At 64.8% G+C, this 16,132-nt stretch carries 11 protein-coding genes and 1 tRNA gene; all 12 read left to right on the top strand.

Annotation, left to right across the window (positions count from 1 at the left end):
- The first annotated feature begins 29 nt into the window (after positions 1 to 29).
- The 12 genes from rsmA to sufU all read left to right on the top strand — a co-directional run bounded on the left by rsmA (position 30) and on the right by sufU (position 16,105).
- Complete coding sequence (gene rsmA / locus QK290_RS03000; RefSeq protein WP_282329239.1) at positions 30 to 902, top strand: 16S rRNA (adenine(1518)-N(6)/adenine(1519)-N(6))-dimethyltransferase RsmA; 873 nt, start codon at positions 30 to 32, stop codon at positions 900 to 902.
- A complete protein-coding gene (locus tag QK290_RS02995) occupies positions 899 to 1,861 on the top strand; it encodes a 4-(cytidine 5'-diphospho)-2-C-methyl-D-erythritol kinase (RefSeq protein WP_282329238.1) in 963 nt (320 codons plus the stop codon). The genes rsmA and QK290_RS02995 overlap by 4 nt, the downstream gene beginning before the upstream one ends.
- Before the next feature lie 37 nt (positions 1,862 to 1,898).
- Positions 1,899 to 3,725 carry an ABC-F family ATP-binding cassette domain-containing protein gene (locus QK290_RS02990; RefSeq protein ID WP_282329237.1) on the top strand — a complete coding sequence of 609 codons (1,827 nt, stop codon included), beginning with the start codon at positions 1,899 to 1,901 and terminating at the stop codon, positions 3,723 to 3,725.
- Between the two features lie 488 nt (positions 3,726 to 4,213).
- Positions 4,214 to 4,285 (top strand) — tRNA-Gln (locus tag QK290_RS02985).
- 110 nt (positions 4,286 to 4,395) lie between these two features.
- Positions 4,396 to 5,877 carry a bifunctional UDP-N-acetylglucosamine diphosphorylase/glucosamine-1-phosphate N-acetyltransferase GlmU gene (gene glmU / locus QK290_RS02980; RefSeq protein ID WP_282329357.1) on the top strand — a complete coding sequence of 494 codons (1,482 nt, stop codon included), beginning with the start codon at positions 4,396 to 4,398 and terminating at the stop codon, positions 5,875 to 5,877.
- Positions 5,877 to 6,857, top strand: coding sequence for a ribose-phosphate diphosphokinase (locus QK290_RS02975; RefSeq protein WP_056348072.1), 981 nt, complete (start codon positions 5,877 to 5,879; stop codon positions 6,855 to 6,857). The genes glmU and QK290_RS02975 overlap by 1 nt, the downstream gene beginning before the upstream one ends.
- A 239-nt stretch (positions 6,858 to 7,096) precedes the next feature.
- Positions 7,097 to 7,687, top strand: coding sequence for a 50S ribosomal protein L25/general stress protein Ctc (locus QK290_RS02970; RefSeq protein ID WP_282329236.1), 591 nt, complete (start codon positions 7,097 to 7,099; stop codon positions 7,685 to 7,687).
- 79 nt (positions 7,688 to 7,766) lie between these two features.
- Positions 7,767 to 8,363 carry an aminoacyl-tRNA hydrolase gene (pth, locus tag QK290_RS02965; protein ID WP_282329235.1) on the top strand — a complete coding sequence of 199 codons (597 nt, stop codon included), beginning with the start codon at positions 7,767 to 7,769 and terminating at the stop codon, positions 8,361 to 8,363.
- Positions 8,364 to 8,476: 113 nt separating this feature from the next.
- Entirely contained in the window at positions 8,477 to 11,215 is a 2,739-nt protein-coding gene (locus QK290_RS02960) for a LuxR family transcriptional regulator (protein ID WP_282329234.1), read from the top strand.
- Positions 11,202 to 13,922: a LuxR C-terminal-related transcriptional regulator gene (locus QK290_RS02955; protein ID WP_348994429.1), complete on the top strand. Its 2,721-nt coding sequence runs from the start codon at positions 11,202 to 11,204 to the stop codon at positions 13,920 to 13,922. Before QK290_RS02960 ends, QK290_RS02955 begins: the two co-directional genes overlap by 14 nt.
- A 383-nt stretch (positions 13,923 to 14,305) precedes the next feature.
- A complete protein-coding gene (locus QK290_RS02950; RefSeq protein ID WP_282329233.1) occupies positions 14,306 to 15,631 on the top strand; it encodes a SufS family cysteine desulfurase in 1,326 nt (441 codons plus the stop codon).
- A 24-nt stretch (positions 15,632 to 15,655) separates the two neighbouring features.
- Positions 15,656 to 16,105, top strand: a complete 450-nt coding sequence (gene sufU / locus QK290_RS02945) for a Fe-S cluster assembly sulfur transfer protein SufU (protein ID WP_282329232.1) — start codon at positions 15,656 to 15,658, stop codon at positions 16,103 to 16,105.
- Positions 16,106 to 16,132: the final 27 nt, after the last annotated feature.

Here is a 16,132-nt window from a genome sequence, read left to right as displayed (position 1 = left end):
CGTCACAGCGGCCGGGATAGGATACCTAGGTGACTGAACCGACTGCCGCCGCGCCCGCACCCCTCTTCGGTGCCTCCGACATACGCCGGCTGGCGGATGAAATCGGTATCCGGCCCACCAAGACCTTGGGCCAGAACTTCGTCATCGACGGCAATACCATCCGCCGGATCGTCTCGGTTGCGAACATTGGGGCAACCGAGACCGTGCTGGAAGTCGGGCCCGGGCTTGGGTCGCTCACCCTGGGCCTTCTGGACGCCGCTCAGACGGTGGTCGCCGTTGAGATCGACCCTGTCTTGGCAGCGAAGCTGCCCGAAACCGTCAAGGCCTGGCGGCCTGAAGCGGCGGACTCTTTCCATCTTGTCCAGGCCGACGCCATGAAGGTGACGTCCCTCCCTGTTATGCCCACCGCCATTGTGGCAAACCTGCCCTACAACGTTGCCGTGCCGGTGGTCCTGCACCTCCTCCAGCACTTCCCCAGCCTCCAGCACGGTCTGGTCATGGTCCAGGACGAGGTTGCCGACCGCCTGGCTGCGGGGCCAGGATCAAAGACCTACGGGGTGCCCTCGGTCAAGGCAGCCTGGTACAGCAGCATGCGCAAAGCCGGCGTGATCGGCATGAACGTCTTCTGGCCGGCGCCGAAGATCCAGTCCGGACTCGTGGCCTTCACCCGGCGCGAACCACCTGAAACAACCGCCACCCGTGAGCAGGTGTTCGCGGTGATCGACGCCGCCTTCGCCCAGCGCCGGAAAACGCTGCGCGCCGCCCTGGCCGGCTGGGCCGGCGGTGCACCCGAGGCCGAACGTTGCCTCGTCGCTGCCGGGGTGGCTCCTTCTGCCCGGGGCGAAGTCCTGGACATCCACGCTTTCGCCCGGATTGCCGAAGCCCGCGAGGCCGGGTCGTGAACGCACTCTCGGGGAAGTTTCCCGCACGGACTGTCCGGGTAAAGGCGCCCGGCAAGGTCAACGTTTCCCTGGACGTTGGGCCGTTGCGCGCGGACGGTTACCACTCCGTTGCCAGCGTCTACCTGGCAGTTTCCCTCTATGAGGAAGTGGCAGCCACCAACACGGAGACGCCGGGGATCACCGTCAGCATCAGTCCTGACAGCACCCTGGACCTGGACGGCGTGGATATTCCGCTGGATGAGAAAAACCTGGCTTATAAGGCCGCAGCGATCATGGCCGATGTCTCCGAGCATTCCACCGGGGTGCACCTCGAAATCACTAAGCGGGTCCCCGTGGCCGGGGGCATGGGTGGCGGCTCGGCCGATGCCGCGGCCACCCTGCTAGCGTGCGATGCGCTGTGGAACAGCGGGCTGTCGCGGGACGAGTTGGCACACCTGGCCGCCGAACTGGGTGCCGACGTCCCGTTCTCCCTCCTTGGCGGAACCGCCGTCGGGCTCGGCGTTGGCGACGACCTTTCGCCGGCCCTGGCCAAAGCCCAGACCGACTGGGTCCTCGTGGCGGCGGACTATGGACTGCCCACGCCCGAAGTCTTCCGCACCCTGGACCGGCTCCGCGAGGCCGAAGGGCTGGACATTGCCGAGCCCACGGCCGTGGATCCCAAGATCCTGCAGGCGCTGCGGAGCGGGGACGCCGACGCCCTGAGCCGGGTCCTGGTGAACGATCTCCAGCGGGCCTCCATTGAACTTGCCCCCGCGCTCCGCGATACGCTGGGAATGGGCGAGTCCCATGGCGCCATCGCGGGGATTGTCTCCGGTTCGGGACCCACAGTGGCACTGTTGACGCACAATCCAACGGCTGCCGAAAGCCTGGCCGAGGATCTGCGGCACTACGGTCTGACAGCACTGGCTGTCCACGGGCCAGTGCCCGGCGCCCGCATCATCTCCGATACCCTCCTTTAAGAGCCCCTTCCTTACTGAGCAGCAGAAAGCAGTCCTCTTGGCACACCTTCTTGGCGGCGAAAACCTTTCGGTTTCGTACGCAACGCGCACCGTCCTGGACGGCATCACCCTCGGACTCGAGGAAGGTGACAGGATCGGCATGGTGGGCCGGAACGGCGACGGCAAGTCCACGCTGATGCGCCTGCTGGCGATGCGCTCAACCCCGGATTCCGGCCGGGTGACCAAGCGCAGCGAAGTCAACATCGGATATCTGGACCAAAGCGACGTGCTCGACGGCGACCTCACGGTCGGCGCGGCGATCGTCGGCGACCAGGCCGACTATGAATGGGCCCGTAATCCCCAGATCCGCGAAGTCATGGGCGGGCTTGTGTCCGACGTCGACTGGCACGCCAACGTCCACGCCCTCTCCGGCGGGCAGAAGCGGCGGGTGGCGCTGGCCAAGCTGCTGATCGAGGACCACGACGTCATCATGCTCGACGAGCCGACCAACCACCTCGACGTGGAAGGTGTCGCGTGGCTGTCCAGGCACCTGAAGACCCGCTGGCGGGCGAACCAGGGCGCCTTCCTGGTGGTCACGCACGACCGCTGGTTCCTGGACGAAGTCTGCACCAAGACCTGGGAAATCCACGATGGCATCATGGACCCGTTCGACGGCGGCTACGCGGCCTACGTCCTGGCCCGCGCAGAGCGTGACCGCGCGGCGAATGTTATGGAAGGCAAGCGCCAGATGCTCGTGAAGAAGGAGCTCGCCTGGCTGCGCCGCGGCGCTCCGGCCCGCACGGCCAAGCCGAAATTCCGCATCGAGGCCGCCAACGCCCTCATCGCCGATGTCCCCGAGCCACGCGACTCCACAGCCCTGAGCAAGATGGCCACCGCCCGGCTCGGCAAGGACGTCCTGGACCTCGAGAACGTCTCACTGGACTTCCTCGGCGGCGACCCCGGACAGAAGCTCTTCGACAACATCACCCTGCGGCTTGCACCCGGTGAGCGGCTGGGACTCGTGGGCGTCAACGGCGCCGGCAAGACCACGCTGCTGAAACTCCTCAACGGCGAGATTGAGCCGTCAGCCGGCAAGGTCAAGCGCGGCAAGACCGTGGTCACCGCCGTGCTGACCCAGGAGGTCAAAGAGCTCGACGACGTCTCGGACCTGCGCGTGATCGAAGTCATCGAGCGCGAAAAGCGGTCCTTCAACGTGGGCGGCAAGGAATTCACGGCGGGCCAGCTCGTAGAGCAGCTGGGCTTCACTAACGAAAAGCAGTGGACCCCGGTCCGGGACCTCTCCGGCGGTGAGCGCCGACGCCTCCAGCTGCTGCGCCTGCTGGTGGGGGAGCCGAACGTGCTGATGCTCGATGAGCCCACCAACGACCTCGACACCGACACCCTCGCCGCCGTCGAAGACGTCCTTGACGGTTGGCCGGGCACGCTCGTTGTGGTCAGCCACGACCGTTACCTGCTGGAGCGCGTGACGGACCACCAGATGGCGCTGCTGGGCGACGGCAAGATCCGCGCCCTGCCGCGCGGCGTGGACCAGTACCTCGAACTCCGCGAAGGGGCTCTTGCCGGCTCTACGATCACCGGCGGCGGCAACCCTGTCACCGGCCCGAGCGGCAGCACCGCCCCTGCCGCGTCCGGCTCCTCCGAAGCCGAAAAGCGGGACGCCCGGAAGGCAAAGAACCGGATCGAGCGCCAGCTGGGCAAACTGGAGCAGCAGGAAAAAAAGATTCACGACCAGATGGTCAAGAGCACCGCAGAATCGGACTTCGACGCCCTCGCCGACCAGAACAAAAAACTCAAGGACCTCGCCACGGACCGCGAAGCCCTGGAACTCGAATGGATGGAAGCCCTGGAAGTTCTCGGCGAGTAGCTTCGATATTGGGGCCGCCGCTGACATCCTCCGCGTTGCTCTTATCCCGCTTTCGAACGCAACCCGGCTCAGCTTTCCGTGCGGAGTTCGGGGTCTTTTTGGAGGCCGGTGAGGCCGTTTCAGGCGAGGTTGACCAAGCGCGCGGCAACGGTGTGTTTGTCAGGCTGGCGGCTGTCCGGCCACCGTGCCCACGAGCATCTGGGCGTACTTGGCGCCGTCCTGGGACAGCAGGGTGGAGAAGGCACCTTCGGGCTGCGACAAAAAGGCCACAGTCGACGTCGGCCAGCTGGCTGCGCCGCTGCGCGCCTGTCATCCGTATCCGGGGTGGGTTATTGCTCACATTTCCAGCATGCCCTAGCTCCGCTGAGCCGTTGAAAACGTCGGCGGCGCAGGGGCATCGCTGCCGAGTTTCCTGCCAATGTCGCGGGGGGCCCTGAAGCCATGGCAAAATAAATACTTGTGCCTTGGCCTTTGCGCCTGTGGCATGATCCGCCCTGGTGTAATGGCAGCACCCCGGCCTTTGGAGCCGTGGAGTATAGGTTCGAATCCTATGGGCGGAACTGCTGTGCGATGACCGTCCAGTAGGATGAACTCGGTGCCCCGCCGTGGATTTTGGCCGGACTGGCACCGCGCCCAGCGCAACGCGCAACCAAGCAAGGAGAACCCGTACGTGATCCCCGAGAATACCGGCCCAGCCGCCGTCATTGTTCTGGCAGCAGGCGCCGGTACCCGGATGAAATCCCGTACGCCGAAGATCCTGCACGAAATCGGCGGCCGGTCCATGGTGGGTCACGCCGTGCTGGCGGCCCGCAGCATTAACCCCGGACGGCTGGCCCTGGTGGTCCGCCACGAGCGGGATCTGGTGGCCCGCCACCTGAACGAGCTGGACCCCGATGCCCTGATCGTGGACCAGGACGACGTCCCCGGCACCGGCCGCGCCGTTGAGGTGGCCGTGCAGGCGCTGGACGCCCAGGAAAAACTCGCAGGCACCGTCGTGGTCACTTACGGCGATGTTCCACTCCTGACCGGCAGTCTGTTGGCGGACCTGGTGGCCACGCATGAGCGGGAGGCCAATGCCGTCACGGTACTGACCGCGCTGCTGTCTGACGCCACGGGCTACGGTCGCATTCTCCGCGGTGATGACAGCTCCATCATTGGCATCCGCGAGCACAAGGATGCAACGGAAGCTGAACGCCTTATCCGCGAGGTCAATTCCGGGATCTACGCCTTCGACGCCGATGTCCTCCGTGACGCGCTGGTCCACATCACCACCGACAATTCGCAGGGTGAAAAGTACCTCACCGACGTGCTGGGAATCGCCCGGCAGGCGGGCGGCCGGGTTGCTGCCGTCGTCACCGAAGACCGCTGGCAGGTGGAGGGCGCCAATGACCGTGTGCAGCTCTCCGCCCTCGGCGCGGAACTGAACCGCCGCACCGTTGAAGCCTGGATGCGCGCCGGGGTCACCGTCGTTGACCCCGGCACCACCTGGATCGATTCGACCGTCACCCTCGACGAGGACGTCCGTATCCTGCCGAACACGCAGCTGCACGGCGCCACCACCGTGGCGCGGGACGCCGTCGTCGGCCCCGACTCCACCTTGACCGATGTCCGCATCGGCGAGGGCGCCAAGGTGACCCGCACACACGGTTCCGGCGCTGTGATCGGCACGGACGCCGCTGTGGGCCCCTTCACGTACCTGCGTCCCGGCACCGTGCTCGGCGACACCGGCACGATCGGTGCGTTCTACGAAACCAAGAACGTCACGATTGGCCGAGGCTCCAAACTTTCCCACCTCGGCTACGCTGGTGACGCCGAAATCGGCGAGGATACCAACATTGGCTGCGGCAACATCACGGCCAATTACGACGGCGAGAAGAAACACCGCACGGTGATCGGCTCGGGCGTACGCACAGGTTCCAACACGGTCTTTGTTGCACCGGTCACCGTGGGGGACGGTGCCTACAGCGGCGCCGGCGCGGTGATCCGCAAGGACGTCCCGGCAGGGGCACTCGTCCTGTCCGTCGCCGCACAGCGCAACGCCGAGGGATGGGTTGTGGCCAACCGCCCCGGCTCGCGCTCGGCTGAACTGGCGCAGGCGGCCGCCTCAGATTCCTCACATACCCCGGCATCGACAGAAGAGGACCAGCGATAATGAGCGAAATTACGGCACGCGGCGAGAAGAAGCTGGTGCTAGCCGCTGGGCGGGCGCACCCCGAACTGGCGCGGGAAATCGCCAAGGAGCTGGGTACCGAGCTGCTGCCCGTTGATGCTTATGACTTCGCCAACGGGGAAATTTACGTCCGCGCCGGCGAAAGTGTCCGGGGAACAGACGCGTTCGTCATCCAGGCCCACCCTGCACCGCTGAACAACCACCTCATGGAACAGCTGATCATGATCGATTCGCTGAAGCGGGCCTCCGCCAAGCGCATCACCGTGGTGTCCCCGTTCTACCCGTACGCACGGCAGGACAAAAAGGGACGCGGCCGCGAACCCATTTCCGCCCGCCTGGTAGCGGACCTGTACAAGACCGCCGGTGCTGACCGCATCATGAGCGTTGACCTGCACACTTCGCAGATCCAGGGCTTCTTCGACGGTCCCGTGGACCACCTCATGGCCATCCCACTCCTGGCGGACTACATCCGCACCCGCGTCGCCGCGGACAACGTTACTGTCGTGTCCCCGGACACCGGCCGGGTGCGCGTTGCGGAGCAGTGGGCCGAACGGCTGGGCGGAGCGCCACTGGCGTTCGTGCACAAGAGCCGGGACCTCACTGTTCCCAACCAGGCCGTCTCCAAGACCGTCGTGGGCCAGATCGAGGGCCGGACCTGCGTCCTCATCGATGACATGATCGACACCGGCGGCACCATTTCCGGAGCGGTCCAGGTCCTGAAGAACGCCGGGGCGAAGGACGTCATCATTGCCGCGACGCACGCTGTCTTCTCCGAGCCCGCTGCACAACGGCTCTCCGAATCCGGCGCCCGCGAAGTGGTGGTCACCAACACGTTGCCCCTCACCGCGAATCAGCAGTTCCCGCAGTTGACGGTGCTGTCCATCGCACCGCTGATCGCCCGCGCCATCCGTGAAGTGTTCGACGACGGGTCTGTCACCAGCCTGTTCGACGGCAACGCCTGATTCCCGACGCTGTTGCAGCCGGCGGCGGGTCCGTTTTCAGTATTTGGTCCCGGCGCTGGTAAGCTTTTTGACGATACCTTGGCGAGGGAGAGCATCCGGGAAACCGGATCGCAGGTCTCCGTTATCGACTGGGTCTGAATCTCCCTTCTGGAAGGGCCGCCTCACGGCCGCCCGGCGTTGAAGGTCGTAACAGACCTCCGCCCTTGCTGAACACCTTTTAGTCTTCCGAGGAGATACACATGTCTGAGCAGAAGCTCGCAGCAGAAGTACGCACCGAATTCGGTAAGGGCTTTGCCCGCCGCGCGCGCATGGCCAACCTGATCCCCGCCGTCATCTACGGCCACGGCGCCGAGCCGATCCACATCACGCTTCCGGCGAAGGCCACCACGCTGGCAGTCCGCAAAGCCAACGCACTGCTGACCCTGGACGTCAACGGCGAAGAGCACCTGGCCCTGGTCAAGGACGTCCAGCGCGACCCCATCAAGCAGATCATCGAGCACATCGACCTGCTGACCGTCATCAAGGGCGAGAAGGTCACCGTGGACATCCCGGTTCACATTGTTGGCGAATTGGCTCCGGGCAGCGTCTTCAACCAGGAACTCACCGTCATCTCCCTTGAGGCAGAGGCAACCCACCTGCCCACCGCCATCGAGGTCGACATCGAAGGCCGCTCCGCCGGCCAGCACATCCACGCTTCCGACCTTGTCCTGCCGAAGGGTTCGGTCCTGCTGGCCGACGCAGACGCACTGGTGGTCCACATCTCCGAGGCCACAGAGGTTTCTGAGGAAGAGGCACAGGCTGACTCCGCAGCCGCAGTCTCAGCCGAGTAATAACGGCACAGTTTGATGTGTGGCCGGGCCCTGTCAGGGTCCGGCCACAGCCATGTCCGGACCACCTTAGGATTGAATAATGACTGACACCTGGCTGATCGTTGGCCTCGGTAACCCCGGGGCCGAATACAAGGACAACCGGCACAACGTCGGCCAGATGGTCCTGGACGAACTTGCTGGCCGGATGGGTGGAAAGTTCAAAACACACAAGGCACGCGCCCAAGTGCTCGAAGGGCGGCTCGGGCTCGGCGGCCCCCGGGTGGTGCTGTCCAAGCCGATGAGCTATATGAACGTTTCCGGCGGCCCTGTGGCGGGCCTGGCGAACTTTTACGGCATTGATCCTGACCATGTTGTTGCGGTGCACGATGAGATTGATATCCCGTTTAACACGCTAAAGCTGAAATGCGGTGGCGGCGAGGGCGGTCACAACGGGCTCCGGGACATGTCCAAGGCACTGGCCACCAAGGATTACTTGCGGGTACGGGTGGGAGTGGGCCGCCCGCCAGGGCGGATGGAAACTGCAGACTATGTCCTGCGCGATTTTGGCACTGCAGAACGCAAGGACCTTCCGTTCCTGCTCGATGAGGCGGCCGATGCCGTGGAATTGCTGGTCAGGGAAGGACTCAGCGCGGCCCAGCAGAAGTTCCATCCAGCCAGGTCAGACGGTCAGCCATAAAACTTAAAACGGTCTGTCCCTGTTTACCTGTGTGTGCCAAGGGGTAGTCTTCTTTCTAAGCGGGGGGGCGATGGGGCTTATCCCGCTTTAGGTGGGATTTAGGGGACAAGTTCATGTCAATCGAGCCACTCAGCTGGGGACGTGGGTCACCGCTCAACGACGTTGGGCTGCGCACCGACACTGCTGGCCGATCAGAGCCGCAGCCATGGTCCGTGCCTGCGCGGAGCGCCAACCTCGATGCGGTCCGTACAGCCCTGACCAGCCTCGAATCCCTGGGAGTCGTCATCACCGGCGGACGCGGCGTCGGCAAGTCCTCCTTAGCCAGGGCGGCCGTCTCCGAGTTGGGGCCGGATATCTGGACGTTGCAACTGCGCAGCGGACCGTCATCCGGAACAACGCCCTACGGTTGCCTGGCTTTCCTGCTGGCGCGCCTTCCCCAGGCGTACATGGGGTCACCCACGGCCATCCTCCGCGGCATTACATCCCTCATCAAAAGCGATGCCGCTGGGCGCCAGTGTGTCATCACCCTGGACACCGCAGGCGGCATCGATGACATGAGCGCCGGCGTACTGCTCAACATCCTCCTGACAGGGACCGCCCGCATTGTGGCCGTGGCACCCATGATCAGCGACCTTCCGGCCGACTTCCACTGGCTCCTCAGCGACCGCCGGCTCACCGAGGTCAGGTTGGACAACCTCAATGAACTGCAGACCCGCCAGGTGCTGCTTTCCTTGCTGGGCCACCGCGTGTCGGCCTCCCTGGTCAGCACCTTCCACACCATGGTTGGCGGAAACCCGCTGCTCCTGAAGGCGCTTGCCACCGAGCAGCAGCATTCGGGGAACCTGGTTCTTTCGGACTCCGTCTGGACACTGCGGGACAAAGTGGTGCTCGACGGCGCGGCCAGCCTTGACGACATCGTCCGATCCCAGTGGACCCGGAAATCTCCGGAGGAACGGGACGTCATCGAGATGCTCTCCTGCGCCCGCAGCGTGGAACTGTCCGGGCTGACTGCCGTTTACGGTGCCGGTGTGGTGGCGGACATGGAGGATTCGGGCCTGCTGAAGATCGATTCTTCGGACCACCGATGGGTTTCACTGCGCGAAAAGTACCTCGGCGACGTTGTCCGTTCCTGGCTGAGCATCACTCGTCGACGGGAACTGCGGAGCCTCCTCCTGGGCGGCAAGGAGCCTGACCCGGCCACCATGACGGTGGAGGAGCTGATGGCGTTCGGCGCCTGGACCCAGGAATGCGAGGCTGAGTTGAGTCCGGCCATGGCGCTGGCCGCTGCCGAAGCCGCAGTGCAGCTCTTTGACCCCCATTTTGCCCTCAAGTACGCCGACACATTGAAGCGGAATGACCCCCAGTGGGTGCCGGCCCAGCGGCAGAAGGCGGCAGCGTACCTGCTCATGGACCTGCCGGTGCAGGCAATGGCAGCATTGGACGATATTTCCCAGCCGCAGCTGGACAACCTGGACGTTGAAGAGTTCGCCCGGGTGGTCGCTGCCAAATCGCGGGTTATGGTCTGGCTCCCCGAACACACCGCCCGCGTGCCGGCACTTCTGCAGACGGCCCGGGAGCGGCTTGGCGTGGAACCGGGAATCGCGAAGGGCTGGCCGGAGCCCCTGGCTGCTGCGGCCAACCGGATCAGCCTGAGCGAATTCGAATACCAAGCCTTCGTGGGGGACTACTCCGCCGCCCTGCCGGCGCTGGAAGCCGCCGCGGACCCCGGGAAGAATCCGGATACCTGCTTCAGGATGAACTCAGCGGTAATCCTCATGAGCGCACTGTCCATGACAGGGCGGGAAATGGACGCGCTGAGCTTGATGAGGCAGGTGGGCGGGCAGATCTCCGACGCCGCCGAGATCGTGGGGCTGCGTGAGAAGTTCGCCGGCCGGGCGTACAACGTGCTCCTGATGGCAGGGCAGTGGCGCCGGTGCATCGACCTCCTGGATCCGCCTTCCGCGCGCGAATTCCACCGGCTCCCTTACCGGAGTGCTGCCGCGGAGCTCGCTGCCGGCATCGCCTACGTATACTCGGGCCGCGGTGCCGCGGCCCTTGATTCGCTGCTCTCGGCCGCTGCGCAGCTGGAGCTGCGGCCCCTCCAGAGCATGCTCCGCGCCGCCTACGCTGCCATCGCCTTCGCATATGCGCAGATCGGCAATGCCGGGCAGTCCCGGAAATATCTTGACAGACTGCAGCGGACAGCAGACGCCGCTGACCATGCCACCCGCAGCCGCACTGAATTCTGTGCCGATATGGCCGCCCGTTGGCTGGGGGACAGCGACGCAGCCACCCGCCTCAAGCAGTCCGCCCGCCGCGACATCGCAACGGGAACGTTCACACTTGCCGGGATCAGCCTGCTCGGAGCAACGGTCAACGGCACGGACGCTGACTTCCGGCTGATGGAACAAGTGGCCGGGCATCGCCAGGGCCCCTTGGCCGAAATTTCACGGCTGATCGCCGTGGGCAGCCGGACCCGCGATGCCAAAACGTTGCTTGCCGGCGGGGAACTGGCGGCCACCCTCGAACTGGATGCCGTTGAGGCCCGGTGCATGGCGTTGGCCGTTGACTACGCCCGGCAGGCGGGTGACTCGGTCTCCGCCAGGACTGCACAGGCCCGGCTCGACATCCTTGCAGCCACCGTTGCCAGCCTGCCGATCGTACCGAGCAGCGGCAGCCCGCTCCTGACAGCGCGGGAGCGGCAGATCGCGCGGCTGGCAGGCCGGGGCGCGTCCAACCGCGACATTGCCGTAGAGATGGGAGTGTCCGTGCGCACTGTGGAAGGGCACCTTTACCAGGTCTTTACCAAACTCGGAGTAACGTCCAGGGGTGATCTGACTGGACTCGTATAACGGCCACGTAGCCAAACCAGGACCGCCGTACCGGCTTCTCACGGGCCGGCGTGAACCGCTGGACCGGATCTGCAATATCATCCGCAGCCGCACGAGTCAGGCAGTGTTCCTCATGGCGGGCCCGGGCATCGGGAAATCAACACTGACCGAGGCCATCACCGAGCGGCTTGCCCAGGAGATGATCATTGTTCAGATTCATGGAAGCTCGTCGCTGTCCGGTGTACCCTTTGGAGTTCTGGCGCCGTACACCGCGGAGCTCACTGCCGAGGACTCGGTGTCCCCGGTGGCTGTGCTGCGGTCCGTGTGGAGGTACTTTGAGCAGCTGAAGGGCGGCAAAGATACCCCGTTGCTTCTGATGATGGATGACGCCCATCACCTGGACGAGGCATCGGCCAGCATTGTGGCGGACATGATCACCGCCGGCTGGGTCACCGTGCTTGCTGCCGGCAGGCCGCGACCAGGGCTGCCGCAGCCGCTCGCGCAGCTCTGGTACGACGGCCTGGCCGACCGTGTGGATCTGCGTCCCATGAATCGGGAGCAGATCGAGGAAGTCCTCTCCCATGTCCTTGATGGAACAGTCCCCGCTGGAACCATTGACACTATCTGGAGTGCATCCGGCGGAAATCCGCGGATTCTTGATGCCTTGTTGCACGATGCCGCAGAGCGGGGCCAACTCGCAAAGCGGAACGGGATCTGGATGCTGCTGGGCCCCTTGCCTGCCGACGGACCAAGACTCACCGAGGTGGTGGTGAAGGACATGCTCCGCCGCGGCCCGGAAGAACAGGAAGTCCTGAAACTTGTTGCCCTCGCCGGGCCCGTGAGCCGTAAAATGATCGAGGACACCTTTGGCGCCGACGTGGTGCGCACGCTTCTGGACCAGCAGATGATCGTCGAAAATTCCGGCATTCCGGCCGAACTCCGGATCTGGAACTCCGTATTCGGAGAGGCGCTCCGCACCAGCATCTCGGTGTCACGGAGCCTGCAGCTGCTTGAAAAGATCCAGGATCAGCTCGGCACCGCACCCGAAGGGTCTGAAGGCAGGATGAGGGCCGTGGAATGGGCCCTCGAATGCGGATTAAAAATATCCGATACCGAGCTGCTTGAGGCCGCCGGCACCGCCTTGGTCCACTCCCGAAATTGGAGTAGCCGCACGATGGCGGAAAAGGTCGCGGACCCGGACCTCGTACCGCAGGCACAGGCTGTCCAGGCAAGGGCCCTATTCAATGAAGGCGACTTCGTTGGTGCCGCTAAGCTTCTGGACGGGTGCTGGCTGCAGCTGGGGAAGGGGCCCTGGGCTGTTCCGGTCCTGATGCTCAGGGCAATGGCGCACCAGGCTCTGGGGGCACCGCTGGCAGTATTTGCAGCCGATTCCCGTGAAGCGCTTCAGCGCGCCGGTGCCATGACGGCTGGCCCCTTGGCCGTACTGCAGGATTCCGAACAGGCAACCGGTGCTCCTGACAGGATCTGGCAGGAGTGCTTGCTTCACCTGTTGGAGCTTGGCGAAGCCGGCAACCACCAGGCGTTGGCGGCCGAGGTCCAGGAACTTCGTAGCGGCCGCGGTGGTGATGCCACGGAGGACGCCCTGCATGCTGTGGGCCTCGCGCTGTTGGCCCATGCCCTCGCCTCGGCCGGACGTGCCGTCCAGGGGCTGGATGCTGCATTGCTGTCGGCCTCGGAACTTCCCGCCCTGCAGGGTGGCGTGTTCTTCTTCAATGAATTTGTCCTCGGCCGCCTGGTGGCAGACTACCTGGCCATGGGGGAGTGGGAGTCCGCGGAACGGGAGTTGGCGAACTACGCCGCCGGACAGCCGAGGGGTATCGCATATTTCAGCGGCAGCCTCGAGGTACTCCGTGGCTACTCGTTGCTGCGCCAGGGGCGGATGGAACGCGCCTACCAAACGCTGTTACCGGCTGTGGAGACCTTGCGGCTCAACGACCCGTTGCAGCTGTTCCGGTTTGGTTCCGGGCTGGCGTTCTATGCAGCGGCGAGGCTCGGTGACTCCGCCCAGGCCGGCCGGCTTGAGCTGGATTACAAGGATTCACCCTTGGGCTCCACTGGCTTCGGACTCCTTGCCACGGCCTATGCCGCAGCAGCATCAGAGTATGTAACGCACGACGGGAAAGGCCTGGCGTCCCTCCACACACTGTCCACCACGCGCGAGGTGACCAGCCGAACCGGGACACTTCTGGAACTTTTGGCACTCTGCTGGGACCTTGGCGATCATTCCGTGATCCCTTTGGTCCACAAGCTGGCGGGGAGCGTTGAAGGCCGCTGGGCCGCTGCAATGCTCACCCTGGCGGAGCATTGGGAGTCCGAAGACGCGGATTCCATCATGGAGACGGCGGCCATGCTTGAAGGCGCCGGATTCGTCAACCTGGCGCGGGAGGCCTACGCCCGGTCGAACACTGTCCTTGAGAGCTCCGGGGAGCGCCGGCGGGCCCGTCAGGCAGTGGCCCTGCGGGAGAAGTGTGACCACGAACTGGGGGAGCGGTTTCGGGAAGGCCACTTCATCGCCGCAGCACCGAGCGTGCACCTCACGCGCAGGGAACAGGACATCGTAGAGCTTGCTGTGCAGGGCTTCACCGACAGGGAGATCGCACAGAAGCTCATGGTGTCCGTGCGTACTGTGGAGGGCCACCTTTACCGTACCTACGTCAAACTTGGCGTGCGGAGCCGCGACGAACTGGCTACAGCACTTCCGCACTAGGGGCTGGGTACGGAAGCCCTCCGTCCGGGCCCCGAGCGCGGACGTCCCGGTATGCGTATTTACGTAGCCTAACCCGTAGCCCGGGCGCAAAAAACTAGAGTACTGCCTACTCGTGCGCCGGGCGTTCGTGTGCGGTTGACTTAGTGCGGCAGGAAAACCCGGATTCACCGGAACCGTGGACCGGCCAACAGACTTTATAGGCCTCGTTTTGACGCAAGCTTCCGGCACCTGGGGCCGGATTGAAACGGGGCCGGCGACGTCAGAGTCTTCTGAGACCGAGACTCTCCCCCCAGCCGTCGCCGGCCCTCACTTCCGCGGGCTGAAGCCCGGAGCTGCTGTGGGACAATTGAGTGTCAATCCATTGGCATCTCAAGGAGTTCGCTTTGGCCCTAGTATCAACGCCTGCCACGCTGGAACGCGCAGTGCCGGCCATGGATAACGCCGAAGTCCTCAGGATTCGGAACGACTTCCCCGTACTTGGCCAGCTGGTCAACGGCCAGCCCTTGGTGTACCTCGATTCGGGCGCCACGTCGCAGAACCCGCTGAGCGTCATCGAAGCTGAGCAGGAGTTCTACGAACAGCGCAACGCTGCCGTGCACCGCGGTGCCCACTACCTTGCGGTGGAGGCAACCGAGGTTTTCGAAGATGCCCGCCAGACCATCGCGGACTTCATCGGTGCCGACTACGCGGAAACGGTGTGGACCTCCAACGCCACCGAAGGCCTGAACCTGATCAGCTACGCGCTGTCGAACGCCTCGCTGTGGGCGGCGCAGGGGCGCGGTGACGGGCGGCTGAAAGAGCTCGGAGTGGGCCCGGGTGACCAGATCGTGGTGACGGAAATGGAGCACCACGCCAACCTGATCCCCTGGCAGGAACTGGCGTTCCGCACCGGCGCCACATTGCGCTACATCCCCATCGACGACGCCGGTGCCCTGCGGATGGACAGGGCGGCCGAGATCCTGGGACAAAAAACCAAGGTCCTCGCCTTCACCCACGCCTCCAACGTGCTGGGCACCATTAATCCGGTGCAGGAACTGGTGGCGCTGGGGCGGCGGGCCGGAGCCCTGGTGGTCCTGGACGCCTGCCAGTCCGCGCCGCACCTGCCGTTGAACGTCAAAGAGCTTGACGTCGACTTCGCCGTCTTCTCCGGCCACAAGATGCTGGCGCCCACCGGAATCGGTGTCCTCTACGGTAAGCAGGACATCCTGGATGTGCTGCCGCCGTTCCTCACCGGAGGATCCATGATCACCACCGTGACCATGGACCGGGCCGAGTACCTGCCCGCGCCGCAGCGCTTCGAGGCCGGTACCCAGCGCATCTCGCAGGCGGTTGCCTTGGCCGCCGCAGCCAACTACCTCACGGAAACCGGCCTGGACCGCGTGCACCGCTGGGAATCCGAGCTCGGCCAGCGGATGGTGGCGGGACTGGAGTCCATTCCCGGCATCCGTGTGCTGGGGCCCACCGCAGGACACGAACGGATCGGCCTCGCCGCATTCCACGTCGATGGTGTGCACGCGCACGACGTCGGACAGTTCCTGGATTCCCGGGGCATCGCCGTCCGCGTGGGACACCACTGCGCCCAGCCGCTGCACCGCCGCCTGGGCCTGACCGCAACCACCAGGGCAAGCGCCTACCTGTACAACACCACAGACGACGTCGACGCCTTCCTGGAAGCCGTTGCCGGAGTCCGGTCCTATTTCCGCGTCTAGCGCGATCACCGAAGGTACACCTCAATGAGCCTTGACCAGCTGTATCAGCAGATCATCCTTGACCATTCCAAGGTCCGTCACGGCAGTGGACTGGCGGGAATCGCCGCGCCGGCGGGTGCGTTCACGGGCCAGTCCCGCCAGCTCAACCCCGTCTGCGGTGACGAAGTCACGCTGCGGGTGGCTGTTGAAGGCGGCAAGGTGGCGCAGATTTCCTGGGACGGCGAAGGCTGCTCCATCTCGATGGCATCGGCGTCGGTCCTCAGCGAGCTCGCGGAGGGAATGACCGTGGACGAACTCCGCGCCGTCATTGGCACCTTCCGCGAAGTGCTCCGCTCGCGTGGGAAAGTCCACGCCGATCCCGAAATCCTGGGCGACGCCGCGGCATTTGAGGGTGTGGCCCGCTACGCCGCGCGCGTTAAGTGCGCCATGATTTCCTGGGTTGCCGCCGAAGACGCCCTGAACCAGGCAACCTAGGCCCGTACGGTCCGAAGCTGGCGCGCG

The organism is Pseudarthrobacter sp. AL07 (assembly GCF_029960665.1).
Lineage (GTDB): Bacteria > Actinomycetota > Actinomycetes > Actinomycetales > Micrococcaceae > Arthrobacter.
Note: the sequence above shows the minus strand (reverse complement) of the source record. Positions and strands in the feature narration are given on the sequence as shown.

Bases quoted from the DNA above. Each gene is read 5' to 3' on its own strand.
- sufU (WP_282329232.1), top strand. From the start codon at position 15,656: ATGAGCCTTGACCAGCTGTATCAGCAGATCATCCTTGACCATTCCAAG.
- QK290_RS02975 (WP_056348072.1), top strand. From the start codon at position 5,877: ATGAGCGAAATTACGGCACGCGGCGAGAAGAAGCTGGTGCTAGCCGCT.
- pth (WP_282329235.1), top strand. From the start codon at position 7,767: ATGACTGACACCTGGCTGATCGTTGGCCTCGGTAACCCCGGGGCCGAA.
- QK290_RS02960 (WP_282329234.1), top strand. From the start codon at position 8,477: ATGTCAATCGAGCCACTCAGCTGGGGACGTGGGTCACCGCTCAACGAC.
- QK290_RS02970 (WP_282329236.1), top strand. From the start codon at position 7,097: ATGTCTGAGCAGAAGCTCGCAGCAGAAGTACGCACCGAATTCGGTAAG.